Source organism: Rhodococcus sp. NPDC056960, assembly GCF_042674125.1.
Taxonomy (GTDB): Bacteria; Actinomycetota; Actinomycetes; order Mycobacteriales; family Mycobacteriaceae; genus Rhodococcus_F.
Map to the genome: position 1 here is coordinate 266,525 of NZ_JBHURF010000002.1, position 14,099 is coordinate 280,623.

At 67.3% G+C, this 14,099-nt stretch carries 13 protein-coding genes; 1 reads left to right on the forward strand and 12 read right to left on the reverse strand.

The window, feature by feature from the left end:
- Positions 1–626: 626 nt before the first annotated feature.
- Positions 627–2,132, reverse strand: a complete 1,506-nt coding sequence (locus ACFTWF_RS04295) for an MFS transporter (RefSeq protein ID WP_378460029.1) — start codon at positions 2,130–2,132, stop codon at positions 627–629.
- Positions 2,133–2,348: 216 nt separating this feature from the next.
- Between ACFTWF_RS04295 and ACFTWF_RS04300 the strand changes: the two genes are divergently transcribed.
- Positions 2,349–2,993 carry a TetR/AcrR family transcriptional regulator gene (locus tag ACFTWF_RS04300; RefSeq protein WP_378460030.1) on the forward strand — a complete coding sequence of 215 codons (645 nt, stop codon included), beginning with the start codon at positions 2,349–2,351 and terminating at the stop codon, positions 2,991–2,993.
- Positions 2,994–3,033: 40 nt separating this feature from the next.
- Here the strand turns inward: ACFTWF_RS04300 and ACFTWF_RS04305 are convergent, their stop codons facing one another.
- The 11 genes from ACFTWF_RS04305 to ACFTWF_RS04355 all read right to left on the reverse strand — a co-directional run bounded on the left by ACFTWF_RS04305 (position 3,034) and on the right by ACFTWF_RS04355 (position 14,069).
- On the reverse strand, positions 3,034–3,903 hold the full coding sequence (locus tag ACFTWF_RS04305) for an ABC transporter ATP-binding protein (RefSeq protein ID WP_378460031.1): 870 nt from the start codon (positions 3,901–3,903) through the stop codon (positions 3,034–3,036).
- The gene (locus tag ACFTWF_RS04310; RefSeq protein ID WP_378460032.1) at positions 3,900–4,724 is read right to left on the reverse strand and encodes an ABC transporter ATP-binding protein; all 825 of its coding nucleotides are present in this window, start codon (positions 4,722–4,724) and stop codon (positions 3,900–3,902) included. The genes ACFTWF_RS04305 and ACFTWF_RS04310 overlap by 4 nt, the downstream gene beginning before the upstream one ends.
- The gene (locus tag ACFTWF_RS04315) at positions 4,721–5,803 is read right to left on the reverse strand and encodes an ABC transporter permease (RefSeq protein ID WP_378460033.1); all 1,083 of its coding nucleotides are present in this window, start codon (positions 5,801–5,803) and stop codon (positions 4,721–4,723) included. The genes ACFTWF_RS04310 and ACFTWF_RS04315 overlap by 4 nt, the downstream gene beginning before the upstream one ends.
- 184 nt (positions 5,804–5,987) lie before the next feature.
- Positions 5,988–6,665: a GntR family transcriptional regulator gene (locus ACFTWF_RS04320; RefSeq protein WP_378460210.1), complete on the reverse strand. Its 678-nt coding sequence runs from the start codon at positions 6,663–6,665 to the stop codon at positions 5,988–5,990.
- Positions 6,666–6,674: 9 nt separating this feature from the next.
- The gene (locus tag ACFTWF_RS04325; RefSeq protein ID WP_378460034.1) at positions 6,675–6,995 is read right to left on the reverse strand and encodes a WhiB family transcriptional regulator; all 321 of its coding nucleotides are present in this window, start codon (positions 6,993–6,995) and stop codon (positions 6,675–6,677) included.
- 145 nt (positions 6,996–7,140) lie between these two features.
- A complete protein-coding gene (locus ACFTWF_RS04330) occupies positions 7,141–7,737 on the reverse strand; it encodes a short chain dehydrogenase (RefSeq protein ID WP_378460035.1) in 597 nt (198 codons plus the stop codon).
- Positions 7,734–9,662 (reverse strand): APC family permease, encoded by a 1,929-nt coding sequence (locus ACFTWF_RS04335; protein ID WP_378460036.1) that lies wholly within the window; start codon positions 9,660–9,662, stop codon positions 7,734–7,736. The genes ACFTWF_RS04330 and ACFTWF_RS04335 overlap by 4 nt, the downstream gene beginning before the upstream one ends.
- A gap of 133 nt (positions 9,663–9,795) precedes the next feature.
- Complete coding sequence (locus ACFTWF_RS04340; protein ID WP_378460037.1) at positions 9,796–11,292, reverse strand: gamma-aminobutyraldehyde dehydrogenase; 1,497 nt, start codon at positions 11,290–11,292, stop codon at positions 9,796–9,798.
- Positions 11,292–12,404: a proline racemase family protein gene (locus ACFTWF_RS04345; RefSeq protein ID WP_378460038.1), complete on the reverse strand. Its 1,113-nt coding sequence runs from the start codon at positions 12,402–12,404 to the stop codon at positions 11,292–11,294. The genes ACFTWF_RS04340 and ACFTWF_RS04345 overlap by 1 nt, the downstream gene beginning before the upstream one ends.
- A 37-nt stretch (positions 12,405–12,441) precedes the next feature.
- Complete coding sequence (locus ACFTWF_RS04350; protein ID WP_378460039.1) at positions 12,442–13,344, reverse strand: dihydrodipicolinate synthase family protein; 903 nt, start codon at positions 13,342–13,344, stop codon at positions 12,442–12,444.
- Positions 13,341–14,069, reverse strand: a complete 729-nt coding sequence (locus ACFTWF_RS04355) for a GntR family transcriptional regulator (RefSeq protein WP_378460040.1) — start codon at positions 14,067–14,069, stop codon at positions 13,341–13,343. Before ACFTWF_RS04355 ends, ACFTWF_RS04350 begins: the two co-directional genes overlap by 4 nt.
- Positions 14,070–14,099 lie beyond the last annotated feature (30 nt).

The window sequence follows — 14,099 nt, forward strand, 5'->3', positions numbered from 1 at the left end:
ACGTAGCCGACGATCGCGCCGGTCCGGGTGTCGGTGCCCGAGTGGAGCCAGGTGCCCATCTTCGGGATGAAGTCACCCCACAGGCCGAGCAGGTAGACGGTGTCGAGGCGGAAGGCGTCGTAGGCCAGGCACGCGAACATTCCCCAGCCGAGTCCGAGGCCGACGATGCGGTCGATCGGGTGCGGAGCGAACACGCACAGCACGACGAGGGTGACCGTCAGCGGGATGATCACCAGTGCGCCAGTGGTATTCATCGGCATGATGCCGAACACCTGCGCCGAGATCGCCAGCAGCGGCAGGGCCGCGAGCGCGAGGTACATGAAAATCCGGGCGAAGGTCCAGTGATGCCGGACCGTCGTCGGGACGGTTACGGGTGCGGGCGCGCCCGGCGGGTCGTGTTCGTGGACGTCGGGAACGGTGGGGCCGGGGATACGGGGCATGAATACGGGTTCCTTTCGGTCGAGAGTGCTTCTCTCTCCGTGCTTTCGGGTTCGGACCTCCCAAGAGTCCGTTACCCGCCCGGTATTCGAATAGTCCCCCAAGGGGTGGAGGCAGCCACCCCGGTCCTGTTCGTGATCGCCCCGGCCGTCACCCCGCTGGGCGCCGTCGCCTGCTACATGTGGCGATCAGTGTGTGATGGCGGTGGTGGCCGTGTCGTCGTCGATGTCGTCGGGGTGGGCGCCGCCGGGATGCCCGGTGTTGATGAGGGCGAAGGCCACGACGGCGGCGAGGACGAGGACGCCGCACGCCCACCAGAGGCCGATCGAGAAGCCGTGGACCATACCCTCCAGTTTCAGGAGTTCGCCTGCCGCGGGAGTGGTGACGTCGGCTGCGTGGGCGGTGATGTACGCGGCGGTCGCGCTGGTGGCGATGGTGTTGAGCAGGGCGGTGCCGATTGCGCCGCCGACCTGCTGCGAGGTGTTGACCATCGCGGAGGCGACGCCGGCGTCGCGTGGGGACACTCCGTGGGTGGCCAGGCTCATCGCGGGCATGAACGCGGTACCCATGCCGAGGCCCATCAGGAACAGGCCGGGCAGGACTACCGCTGCGTACGGGCTGTCGACTGTCATTCGGGTCAGGATGACCAGTCCGGCGGCGGCGACCAGAAAGCCGGGCGTCATCAGCAGCCGCGGCGCGACTCTGGTGGTGAGGCGGGCACCGATCTGGGTCGATCCGATCATCATCCCGACGACCATGGGCAGGAACGCGACACCGGCGACGACGGGGCTGTAGGCGAGCACCACCTGCAGGTAGAACGTCAAGAACAGGAACGTGCCGAACATGCCGATCACGGCGAGCGCCAAAGACAGGTATGCCCCGCCCCGGTTGCGTTCGAGCACCACTCTGAGCGGTAGCAGTGGTGCGGCCACCCGGCTTTGTACCACCGCGAATGCGGTCAGCAGCACGACGGCCGCGATCAGGACCGCGATGGTCACGCTGTCACCCCAGCCGTCGGTGGCGGCGTGGCTGAACCCGTACACCACGGCCGCGAGTCCCGAGCTCGCCAGAAGCGCGCCGGGGATGTCGAGGTGGGCCGGGTTGCGTCCGCCGGCGGGTTCGCGGATCTCCCACACGGCGCCCGCGACTGCGGCGAGGGCGAAGAAGATGTTGATGAACAGCGTCCACCGCCAGTTCAGGTATTCGGTGAGGACGCCGCCGAGGATCAGCCCGATCGCGGCGCCGCCGCCGGAGATGGCGCCGTAGATGCCGAACGCCTTGGCGCGTTCCTTGCCCTGGGTGAACGTCACTGTCAGCAGTGACAGCGCGGCCGGGGCGAGCAATGCGCCGAATGCGCCCTGTAGGGCGCGGGCGCCGATCAGCATTTCGGTGCTGACGGCGGCACCGCCGAGCGCCGATGCGGCGGCGAACCCGATCAGCCCGACGATGAACGCGCGTCGCCGGCCCCACATGTCGGAGATCCGGCCGCCGAGTAGCAGGAGCCCACCGAAGGCCAGGGCGTACGCGGTGATCACCCATTGCCGGTTGGCGTCGGAGAAGCCGAGGTCGGCCTGCGCGTGCGGGAGCGCGATGTTGACCACCGTGCCGTCCAGCACCACCATCAGCTGTGCCAGGCAGATGAAGATCAGTGCCTTCCATCGGCGCGGATCGAGTTCCTGATCGGTGTTCGTCATGTGCTCATCTCACGGTAGAAGCAGGTCGGGGCGGATCCGTTGCCGCAGTCGGGCGGCGCACGGATGTGGGCGCCCGAAATGGGGAGGCGGGCGGAGCAATAGCTGACGGACGCTCGCGTTCTCTATTTTGAGAGGCTAGTCTTCACTCGGTAGGGAACGCAAGCGTTCACTGGATGCCCTCACCGTCACGGGAGGGTCGGAAGGACCGGGTGCGACATGGCCCTCTCGACGAGCAGCAGCGAGCCTCTCACCGCGCCGCCCCAACGTAAGCGCGGTGCCGCGCTGCACGATGCGATCTTGACGGGTGCGTTCGCGGAGTTGTCACAGGTCGGGTATCGCGCGTTCTCGATCGAGTCCGTCGCCGCCCGCGCGGGCACCGGCAAGGCCAGCATCTACCGACGTTGGCGCACCAAGCAGGAACTCGTGCTCGACGCGATGAGCGCGCTACTGCCCACGCCGGCACAGAGTGGGATCGATCCCGTTCTCGACGAGTCCACGACCACCGGTGATGCGCTGCGGCAGGTGGCCCGCGCGATCGCTCGGACCCTCGACAGCCCGGCGGGTCGAGTGATGCGTGCGGTGAAATGCGAGGCGGTCACAGATCCCGAACTCGCTTCCGCCATCGACGAACGTTTTCAGGCGCCGGGGCGTGCGGGGCTGCTCGCGCTGCTGCGCCGCGGTGTCGATCGGGGCGAGGTGCGCCCCGAGGCGGTCACCCCGCTCGTCGCCGGTGTGCTCCCCGCCCTCCTCGCCCATCGCATCCTGCTGCAGCGTGAACCGGTCAGCGAGCGCGACCTCGTCGACATCATCGACACCGTCATCATCCCGCTCGTCGCTGCACCTCCTGCGGCGCCCCGGTAGGTGCCATCGGAGTCGTCATGGACTCCACGGAGTCGCGCGACTACCCGTGCGCTCCGGCACGCGCGAGAACCAGCATGCGTTCTTCGATGGTGGCGCGCACGGGTCGGATGTCGGCTGAGATACCGGCCGACGCCAGCACGGATTCGATCGTCGCCGGATCCGTATCCGGGACGCGGATCGCACGACCGGACAGGATTACGGGTACCCCGGCATCGTTCAGTGCCGCGAATGCCTGTGCCCAATCCGAAGTGTGCACCGCAACCGCGCGCGTGTCGCCGATGATGTCGTCCTCGCTGCCGGCACCGACGAGTTGCCCGGACGACATCAGCAACAGGCGATCGCACTGCTGCGCTTCTTCCATGTAGTGGGTGGTGACCAAGACGCCCACGCCTTTGTCGGCCTGGTGCCGGATCGTGTCCCACAATCGTGCGCGGGACAATGCATCCACGCCGGAGGTCGGCTCATCCAACACCAGCACGCTGGGTTCGTGTGCCAGGGCCACGACGAACGCCACCTGTCGTTGCGTGCCGAGTGCCAGGGCTCTGACGAGTGTGTTGCGCACATCGTGGAGTTCGGCAGGAACGCCGGGAACGGGGACACCGTAGGCCTCGGCGCTGAAGGACAGGTTCTCTTCGACGGTCAGATCGCGGTAGAGACCGAGGTTCTGGGGCACGTAACCCATGCGCGCCCGCCGTTTTCGGTCCGGCGGGCCACCGAGTAACTCGACCGCACCGTCCGTTGTGGCCAGCAGACCCAGGAGCATCCGTATCAGCGTGGTCTTCCCGGCACCGTTGGCTCCGAGCAGACCGACCACCTCGCCGGGGGCGACCGTCATCGACATCGAGTCGACGGCCGTGAAGTCACCGAACTTCCGGGTCACCGAACGCGCCTGCAGGACCTCACCGGTCATGACGTCGTTGCCTTCCGCCGACGTGCCATCGACAGCGCGATGACAATGTCCTCGAGGTCCGGTGTCACGGCCGCCGCGCCGGCGGCGGGATGTCCGTCCTCCCAGTACTCGTGACGCTCTCGGCCGCGGCGCCACGACCACTCGGGTCTCACGGGCTCCGCTGCGGAGGTGATGGTGCCGGTGAATCCGGCACGCACCTCGTCGTAGGTGCCCTGGGTCAGGATCTGGCCGGAGTCCAGGACGACGAGATGCCCGGCCCGCTCGGCCTCGTCGAGGTACGTCGTCGACATCAGCACGGCCGCGCCGTCAGCCGCGGCCTCCGAGATCATTCGCCACAGGTCGATGCGGCTCACGGGGTCGACGCCGGTGCTCGGCTCGTCCAAGATCAACAACTTGGGTCTGTGCAGCATCGCCATCGCCGCACCCAGTTTGCGTCGCATCCCTCCCGACAACGCCGAAGCAAGTCGGTCCGCTGCAACACGCAGTCCGGCCCGGTCGATGAGTTCCTCGCGCCGCTCGGCCAATTCGTTGCCGCCCAGTCCGTAGATGCCGCCGACGAAATCCATGTTCTGCCGAACGGTGAGAGCCGCCCAGCTACCCGGGCCCGCGCAGAGAAACCCTATTTCGTGCTTCCCCGGGGCATGAACTGTCCCGGTTCGGGGGACGACCTCCCCGACGAACGTCCGCAACAACGTGGACTTCCCCGCTCCGTCTCCCCCGACCAACGCCACCACCTGGCCGGCCGAGACGCCGATACTCACACCGTCGAGGGCAGTTCGATCGCCGAAACGAACAACGACCGACTCGGCCGCGGCGATCATCCGGCGTCCGCACCGGTCGGATCGGCCGATTTCGAAGCCTCCGGTGCCGCCTTCAGCTTGGAGACATCGGGCGCGAGATCTCGCCGGAAACGGAGCGTCGACCCGGTGAAGACCACGGTCGCCATCACGGCCAGCACGCCCAACGGCAACCACAGCGACGAAATCGGCGCATCACGCAGCATGACGCCCTGCGAGATCATCGTGAAATAGGTCAACGGAAGGAGGTAACCGATCCAACGAACCCCGGCCGCCATCGCATCGAGCGGAAAAATCATGCCGGACAGAAGAATCTGTGGCATCAGGAACAAGAAGGCAGTTTGAATCGCTTGTCCGGTCGTCTGCGAGATCGTCGATATCAGCACACCGAGACCGAGCACGACAAACAGGAAAAGCGCGGCGCCCAACGCAAACACGAGAACATTGCCGTTGAACGGCACACCGAACAGCACCATACCCAGCACCGTCACGACGGTCATATCCAGTGCTGCGAGCAGAAAATACGGCACGATCTTGCCCAGAATCACCTGACTCGGCCGGATCGGCATGACCGCGAGTTGTTCGAGGGTCCCCGCCTCACGCTCACGAACCAGACCGATGCTGGTGACGATCGTGCCGATGAAGGTAAGGATCAAGCCGATGATGGCCGGTACCATCACCCACGACGTCTTCAGGTCGGGGTTGAACAACACTTCGGTTCTGACCTGATTACCGAACTTGTTCAGAATCGACACCGTCGACTGGGCAGCGAACAGATTCGAGCCGTCCACCAATGCCGTCGACTGCTCAGCCGGGGTCGGCCCGGTCACTATCGCGACATCGACCTTGTTCTCTCGCAACAAATCCGTCGCCTGCGCGGTCGAGTCGTCAACGTTTGTCGCCGTCACATCGAAGAACGGCGGCAACGACTGGCTCACCTGCTGAGCCGAGGGGCCCACGACTGCCGTTTCGACCGAGGAGACATAGAAGTTGGCCGCATAGCCGAAGATCACGAGCAGTAGAAGTGGTAGCGCGATCAACATCGCCAATGTGCGTGGGTCTCGCCGGAGTTCGCGAAATTCCTTGAGAATCATGGCGCGCATATTCGATGCTAGGCACGCCGAGTGGTCGAGGTCAACAGTTGATGAATTGAAGCGCCGAGGGGTGTGGGGGCGAGAATCGTTAACAGCGAAACGCGTTCGGCACCGTCCGCATGGGGCTGGATCGCCGGCACGTCCGTGCGTTACGCGCCTACCTCACCACCCTTCGGAGGGCGAGATTCCGAGGCTAGCCTGCGTCCTGCTGCGCCGCGAGTTGCACTCTGATCCGCGCGGTGGCGTCGAGGAGTGATTCGTTGTTGACGGTGGCCGCTGCGTCGGCGTCGTGATCCCGCCCGGCATCGACGAGACGCTGCTGGAACGTCCACAACGAGTCGTCCTCGCCGGTATCCATCGTGCCCGCGGCGCCGACGATCTTGTACGCCCGGCACTGCTCCCACAGCATGCGGATCGTGTTGACGAGTACGGGGTTCTCGGACGCCTCGTACAGAATGCTCAGCAGGGCCTCGTCGTGGTCGAGGCAGGCCACGACACGGTGCTCGGCGATGGCGGCCCGCATCAGATCGAACTCCTCCTGCATCCGTGCCGTGTCGCCGGGGGTGATCCGCGCGGCGCCGAGCCGGGCGGCCTCCACCTCGAGCAGTCGGCGCACGTCGTAGACATGCAACAACTCGGCGAGGGTCAGGCCCTTGACCACCGCTCCCTTGTGCGGTGACCGTTCGGCCAATCCGGCTTCTTCGAGTCGGCGGATCGCCTCGCGGACCGGCATGACGCTGGTTCCGACCTGTGCGGCGATGTCGCGGATACGCAAGCGTGAACCCGCAGGCAGATCGCCGTTCATGATCGACTCGTGGATCATCTCGTAGACCTGATCGGTCAGCAGCGAGGTATCGGCACGCTTGGATATGGCCACAGCTCAAATATAGGCGTCACGGCCGAGAGCGCCCGCCAGTCCGAAGTTGCCGGCTCGGCGGCGGGAGTTCTTCCTGCGGTCGGATTCGGTCAGGCCGCCCCACACGCCGTACGGCTCACCCGAGGTCAGGGCATGCCGACGGCACGGTTCGACGACGGGGCAGGCCTGGCAGATCCGCCGGGCCTGCGCCTCGCGCCGGACACGGGCAGAACCGCGTTCGCCCTCGGGTGAGAAGAACATCGACGTCTCGGCTCCGCGGCACGCGGCGCGACGCCGCCAGTCACCGGAATCTCGGGCGGTTGGTGCAGTGGTGTCGTTCGGCACGAGAGTCCTTCGCTACGTCGTCGCTGCGGATGGCGGACCGGCGTGCGCGGCCCTCTCGCTCAGTGTCGTCGCTGATCGCGCGGCAGAACCCGGGCATTCACCTAGTCCTACCTAGGCACGCGACGGCTGGGTTCGAGCGCGGTGGTCAGCCCAGTTCGTAGACGCGGCCGGTGTGGATGCCGTTGACCGATTTGACGAAGGCGCGGGCGACGTCGGCAGCGGGGACGGGTGCGAATCCGGGGAAGTAGTCGCCGTAGACGTCGAGTGCCTCGGTGACCACGCTCGGGCTGACCGCGTTGATGCGGATGCCGCGGGGCAATTCGTCGGCGGCGGCACGGACGAACGCTTCGAGGGCGCCGTTGACGGTGGACGCGACCATCCCCGAGCGGATGGGTTCGCGGGCCAGCACGCCCGTGACCAGTGTGAAGGAGCCGCCGTTCGCGACGAAGGGCAGACCTCGCAGGACCAATTCGATCTGTCCGAGCAGTTTGTCGTCGAATCCTTGCCGGAAGTCGTCGGTGGTGGTCTCGCTGAAGGCGGGGAACGGGGTGACGCCCGCGGTGCTGACCACCGCGTCCACCTTTCCGACCTGTTCGTACAGGGCCGTGACGGACCGGGCGTCGCGGATGTCGACGTCCACCGCGCTGGAGCGGGATGCGACGACCACCTCGTTGTGGGGTGTGAGGGCATTCACCACCGCGGTGCCGATGCGGCCGGTGCCGCCGATCACGAGGATCTTCACGAGATGACCTTTCGTTCGTGTGCTGCGACCAGCGGTGTCGACCGACGGTCCGGTGTGTTGCCGACGACGGCGGCGGGTTCGACGACGAATCCGGAGTCGGCGAGGGCGGCGTCGAGTTGTTCGGTGTGAAATCCGCTGCGGACTGCCCACGCGTAGCTGGCCAGTGCCAGCGCGATGACGACCAGCAGGTCCCAGGAATCGGCGAGCGGCGGTTCGGCGAGCGGACCGAATTCGCCGTAGTAAGAGATCAGCAGCGTTGCCAGGAGGGTGACGATCAGCCAGACGCCGGCGTCGAGGTGACGGCGGCCGACCGGGGAGCTGACCACCCGCAGCGCGAGCACGAAGGCCAGCAGTGTGGCGGTCATCGCCGCGAAGTAGACCGGGAACGACCAGCTTCCCGCGCGCTGGATCTCGGTGGTGTTCATGAACCAGCCGCCGCGGGAGCTGATGTAGATCCACGCCATGAGGAACACGGCGGAGACGGACCACCCGGCGGGACGGCTGACCCAGCCGTGGTTCACCGAGGTGTAGGCGCCGTAGATGCTGACCCCGGCGAACGCGATGACCAGAAGCTGTGCCAGCGAGGCGAATCCGGCGGCGTACACGATGAACAGGCCCGCGGCGTAGCCGGCGGGCGCCCAGAAGCCCATGGCAGGCAGCCGCCAGGTGCGGTCGGCGTGCGGCGCCGTCTTGCGGAGTACCGGCGCGATCGCGCTGCCCATCAGGTAGCTCAGGACCAGGCAGACCGACACCACCGACACCAGCTGGTACCAGCTTGGGAACGGCAGCATGAAGAGGGCGCTGACCACGATGGCGACGACGAGCGACACCCAGGGGATGCCGTAGCGGTTCACCTTGGCCAGGCTCTTCGGCGCGTACTTGTCGATGCCGAACGCGAACGACGCCCGGGCGGCGGACCCGAGAGTGACCCAGCCGTTGCCCGCCGGGGAGATGGCGGCGTCGACGAGCAGCACGGTGGCGAAGGCGCCGAATCCGGCGGCGCCGAGCGCCTGGAACAGCGGTGCCGAGGCCCAATCGCTGGTTCGCAGCGCCGTCCAGTCGCCGGCGGAGATGCCGGCGTCGGACCAGTCGAGGGCGCCGAGGAAGCCGATCTGCAGTCCGATGTAGACGACCATCGGGATGAGGATGGAGAGAACGATCGCCAACGGGATGTCGCGCTTGGGGTTTCGTGCCTCACCGCCGTAGTCGAGGACCTGCCGGGAGCCGAGGTAGCCGAACGCGATGCCGCCGATCGCGAGGGCATGGACGATACCGCCCGCGCCGGTGGGGAAGAATCCGCCGCCGACGGTGAGGTTGCTCGACCGGAACGCGAAGAACAGCAGGATGAACGTGAGGCACGGGACGACGAGCTTCCAGATCGTCACGTACGTGTTCACCTTCGCCAGCAGTTTCACGCCGAACAGGTTGAGGACGAAGAACATCGCGAGAATGCCGATACCGCAGAGGATCCCGTTCGGCCAGGCGAGGATGGTGGTGCCCTGCTCGACCTTCACCAGGCCGAGGTGCGGGAACCGGCCGCCGAGGTAGGTCAGCACGGCCTGGGCTTCGATGGCGGGCAGGCAGACGGTGCCGATCCAGTATCCCCAGCCGGTGATCCATCCGGCGAAAACACCGTGGGAGAGAGCGGGATAGCGCACGATCCCACCCGATCTCGGGAACATCGTGCCCAGTTCGATCCACGTCAGCGACACGACCACGAAGAGGACCGCGCCGAGGACCCACGACAAGATGGCGGCGGGGCCGGCGACCGACGCCGAGGACAGCACCGCGAACAACCAGCCGGAGCCGATCTGTGTGCTGACCCCCAGCAGCGTCAGCTGCCAGAGTCCGAGACTTCGCTTCAGTTTGTGGTCGGGAGCGTCCGAAGGACCGGGCGCCGAAGGTGAATCCGGTAATGTGCTCATGTGAATCCTCCTCGGGATTCAGGTGCCCGCTCTCATTGGCGTGAGGTTTCGGCGGGCGCGGGGCAGCTGTGTCCGGGGGTCGGTCTCCTCGCGAGAGGAGACCGACCCCGTCCCCGGTGGTAGCGGAAAACGGCTAGGGCGTCGGTGTGAAGACGATGTCGTGCCAGCCCTTGTGGGCCTGTCCGGTGATGTCGGACATCACGTGCTTGACGTTGGTGTATTCGTCGAACGAGTACGTGGACATGTCCTTGCCGAATCCGGAGGCCTTGTAGCCGCCGTGCGGCATCTCGCTGATGATCGGAATGTGGTCGTTGACCCACACACAGCCGGCCTGGATCTCGCGAGTGGCACGCTGGGTCCGAAAGACGTTGCTCGACCACGCCGAGGCGGCCAGACCGTAGGGGGTGTCGTTGGCGAGGGTGATGGCCTCGTCGTCCGTGTCGAACGGCAGGACCACCAGGACGGGTCCGAAGATTTCCTGCTGGACGATCTCGGAGTCCTGCGCCGCATCGACGATCAGCGTCGGCTCGTAGTAGGCGCCTTCGGCCGGGGTGTGCTCCGGGATCCGGCCGCCACGAACCACTTTCGCTCCGGTGTCGCGGGCGCGGTCGACCATCGCGGCCACCTGATCGCGCTGCTTGATCGAGATCAGCGAGCCCATGTCGGTGGCCGGATCGTCGGCGGGGCCGACGCGGACCCCGTCCATCAGTGCCGCGACGCGCTGGACGAAGTTCTCGTACAGGGGCCGCTGGACGTAGGCGCGGGTGGCGGCCGTGCAGTCCTGGCCGGCGTTGATCAGGGCGCCGGCGACGGCGCCTCGGGCGGCCGCCTCGACGTCGGCGTCGTCGAATACGACGAACGGTGCCTTGCCGCCGAGTTCGAGGTGCACGCGCTTGACGCTGCCCGCTGCGGTCGCGGCGACCTGCCTGCCGACGGGAGTGGATCCGGTGAAGGAGACCATGTCGACGTCGGGGTGTTCGACCAGCGCCTGCCCGACGACCCGTCCGGCGCCGGTGACGATGTTGATCACGCCGTCCGGAATGCCTGCCTCGCGGGCGGTTTCGGCAAAGAGCAGCGAGGTCAGCGGGGTCAGCTCGGACGGCTTGAGGACGATGGTGTTGCCTGCGGCGACAGCGGGCAAGATCTTCCAGGCCGCCATCTGCAGCGGGTAGTTCCACGGCGAGATCGACCCGACCACCCCGATCGGCTCGCGCCGGATCGACGAGGTGTGCTCACCGGAGTACTCCCCCGCAGCCTTGCCCTCGAGGTTGCGGGCGGTGGTGGCGAAGAAGGTGACGTTGTCGATCACGCCGGGGATGTCGAAACCGTCGGCGAGTTTGATCGCCTTGCCACCGTTGCGGCTTTCGAGGGCGGTCAGTTCCGCACTGCGGGTGCGCAGGACCGCGGCCCAGCGGAGCATGATGTCCGACCGTTCGGCGGGGGTGGTGCGGGCCCAGCCGGGGAAGGCGGCGCGGGCGGCGGCGACGGCGTCGTCGACGTCCCCGGTGGTCGCGGCCAGTCCGGTGGTGATGGTCGCACCGGTCGACGGGTCGACGATCGACAGTTCCGTCTCGGAGCCACCGTGCCGGCGCTTCCCGGCGATGAACTGCAGCTTCTCGTGGGTGGTCATCAATTCTCCAGATCGAGTTGGTCGAGTAGTTGCCGGGCGTCGTCGCCCTCGGTCTCCGGGCCCCACAGGTCGCCGAGGGTGTAGCCGCGGGGGAAGGGATCGTCCGCCTCCAGCACGTACTGGTTGAAGCCGGTGATCCAGCCGCGACCGCTGACCGACGGCAGCACGGCCCGGTGGGGTCCGACGTCGGTGATGTCGGTGAGCGTGCCGGTGAACGTGGTTCCCAGCAGGCTCTCGTGAACGAACTGTTCCCCGAGTGCCAGTTCACCGCGCGCGTGCTTGGCGGCCATCCGGCCACAGGTGCCGGTGCCGCACGGCGACCGGTCCAGTGCCCCGGTCCACGTCGTGGGGTCGTCGAGGTCGACGGTGCCGTTCGGGAGGACGACGGTGTTGCGGCCGGAGACCCCCGGCGTGGGCGACGGGCCGTGGATCATCGTCAGCGCGACGTGGTCGATGTCCGGATTGAACGGGTGCCGGACCGTGACATCGCGTTGCGCGACCGTGCGGAGCACGGCCCCGGCGCGGGCCAGGTCCTTCGCCGCGCCGGGCACCAAATCCACCCCGAGATCGGCTGCCTTGGCCTGCACGAAGAACTGTCCGCCGAAGACGATGTCGACCGGCACGGTGCCGTAGCCGGGCAGCTCCAGCGGATGGTCGATGGCCACCGCGAAGGCGGGCACGTTGTCGAAGGTGACGCGCACGACCCGGCCGCCGGCGATGTCGGCGCGCACGTGCACCACCCCGACCGCGGTGTCGACCTTCAACTTCGTCACCGGCTCCTGCACCGGCAGGGTGCCGGTTTCCAGGAGCGCGGTGACCGCACAGATGAGGTTGCTTCCGGACATCGGCCGGAATCCCCCTTGCTCGAGCACCACCATGCCGAAGTCGCTGTCCGGGTTGACCGGGGGCAGCACGAGGACGGCGCACAGTCCGGGATAGCCGCGCGGCTCGTGCAGCAACAGCAGTCGCAGATCGTCGAGGTGTTCGCGGCAGTACTGCAGCCGGTCGGCCATGGTGGCGCCTTTGACGTGCAGGTGGCTGCCGATCAGCACCCGTCCGGGTTCGCCAGCGGCGTGGACGTCGACGGCGTTGATGGTTTGCCTGGGGATCACGGTCTCGTCCTCCGGGTCTCGTTCTCGGCGACCGGTTCTAGTTCTCGACGACGGTGACGTCGGCCGCGACGAGGAGGCGGCGGAACTCGTCCCGGTACTCCGGCGCCAGGGGCAGCACCGGGCGGCGGGTCGGGCCCGCGTCCTGGCCGACGAGCTCGAGGCCGGTCTTGATAGCGCAAGCGTAGTTGTGCGATTCGAGGAATTCGCAGATCGGGAAGATCTTCGACCACAGCTCCCGGGCGACGGCCAGGTCGCCGCGCACGGCGAGCGCGTCGTAGAAGTCCGCGCACAGTTGCGGGATGACGCTCGCGGTCCCCCACACCGATGCCTTCGCGCCGGCGGCGAGCCCGGCGAACGAGAGGGTGTCCCAGCCGTTGAGGGCGGTGATGTCCGCGGCGTGGTTGTGCAGCACGGACGCGAACTTCGCCGCGTCACCGCCCGTGTCCTTGTACGAGTTGACCCGGGTCTTGCGCGCCAGTTCCGCGAACTGCGCGGGGGCCAGGTCCACGCCGGTGGCGGAGGGGAGGTTGTAGTACATGATGTCGATGTCGACCGCGTCGGACACCGCGGAGTAGTGCGTGAGCAGCTCGTCCCAGGACGGGGTGTCGTAGAACGGCGGCACGATCATCACCGCGGCCGCGCCGGCGTCGGCGGCGTGCTTGCTCAGTTCGACGGTTTCGGCGGTGCTCAGCGCGCCGGTGCCGGCGACGACGGGAACCCGTCCGGCGGCGGCCTCGATGTACAGCTCCGTTGCCCGCTTGCGTTCGTCGGTGGTCAGCGTCGTGAATTCGCCCGTGCTCCCGCCGGGGACGAGGCCGTTGATGCCGGCGCCGATGATGTGCTCGGCCTGACGCTTGATGCCGTCCGGGTCGACGGCCGATCCGTCGGCGGTCAACGGGGTGACTACCGCGGCGAGGATTCCGCTGAACTGCGTGCTCATGAATTGTCTCCTTGTGGGTCGGGGTGGTCGGAGTCGCCGATGATCGAGACGACTTCTTCTGCGCTGCTTCGGATGTGGCGGGCCACTTCGGCCCGGATGGTGTCGGTGTTCCCCAGCTCGATGACCTCGACCAGCCGTGCGTGCATGGCGAGGTCGCGGTCGGGGTCGTAGCGGGCGGCGTGGTCGACCGTCATGGCCATGCGGATCTGTGCCGCGACGAGGGGCCAGATCTTGATCAGCATCTCGTTGCCCGAGGCGACCCACAGGGTGCGGTGGAAGTCGAGGTGCGTCAGGTCGGACGCCACCACGTCGCCGGTGGCGATCGCGGTTCTGTGGTCGTGGAGTGCGTGCCGCAGGGTGTCGAGTCCGCCGCGGGTGGGGTCGGCGGCCAGCCGGAGCGCCGCCGTGGTTTCGAGCGAGACCCGGACCTCGGCGAGATCGAGCAACGCGTGCGGACTGGTCTGCGCCACCCGAATGCCCTTGTACGGCTCCTGAATCAGGGTGCCCTCGTGGATCAGCACGTGTACCGCCTCACGGAGGGTGGGCCGGCTGACGCCGAGTGCCGCGGCGAGTTCGACCTCCTTGATCCGCTGGCCCGGTTGCAGTTCGCCCGTCAACAGGGCCCGGCGGATCGAGTCGGCCACTTCCTCCCGGCGCGTGCCGCTGCTGACCGGTTGCAGGCCCCGGACAATGCTCGTGTCGGCGGCCGGTTGTGTGATCGTCATGGCAACGGTTCCCCTTCTCCGAGAGTCTGC

What these genes read in the sequence shown, in the direction of transcription:
- ACFTWF_RS04295 (WP_378460029.1), bottom strand. Translation starts at nt 2,132, where the DNA reads ATGACGAACACCGATCAGGAACTCGATCCGCGCCGATGGAAGGCACTG.
- ACFTWF_RS04300 (WP_378460030.1), top strand. Translation starts at nt 2,349, where the DNA reads ATGGCCCTCTCGACGAGCAGCAGCGAGCCTCTCACCGCGCCGCCCCAA.
- ACFTWF_RS04305 (WP_378460031.1), bottom strand. Translation starts at nt 3,903, where the DNA reads ATGACCGGTGAGGTCCTGCAGGCGCGTTCGGTGACCCGGAAGTTCGGT.
- ACFTWF_RS04310 (WP_378460032.1), bottom strand. Translation starts at nt 4,724, where the DNA reads ATGATCGCCGCGGCCGAGTCGGTCGTTGTTCGTTTCGGCGATCGAACT.
- ACFTWF_RS04315 (WP_378460033.1), bottom strand. Translation starts at nt 5,803, where the DNA reads ATGCGCGCCATGATTCTCAAGGAATTTCGCGAACTCCGGCGAGACCCA.
- ACFTWF_RS04335 (WP_378460036.1), bottom strand. Translation starts at nt 9,662, where the DNA reads ATGAGCACATTACCGGATTCACCTTCGGCGCCCGGTCCTTCGGACGCT.
- ACFTWF_RS04340 (WP_378460037.1), bottom strand. Translation starts at nt 11,292, where the DNA reads ATGACCACCCACGAGAAGCTGCAGTTCATCGCCGGGAAGCGCCGGCAC.
- ACFTWF_RS04350 (WP_378460039.1), bottom strand. Translation starts at nt 13,344, where the DNA reads ATGAGCACGCAGTTCAGCGGAATCCTCGCCGCGGTAGTCACCCCGTTG.
- ACFTWF_RS04355 (WP_378460040.1), bottom strand. Translation starts at nt 14,069, where the DNA reads ATGACGATCACACAACCGGCCGCCGACACGAGCATTGTCCGGGGCCTG.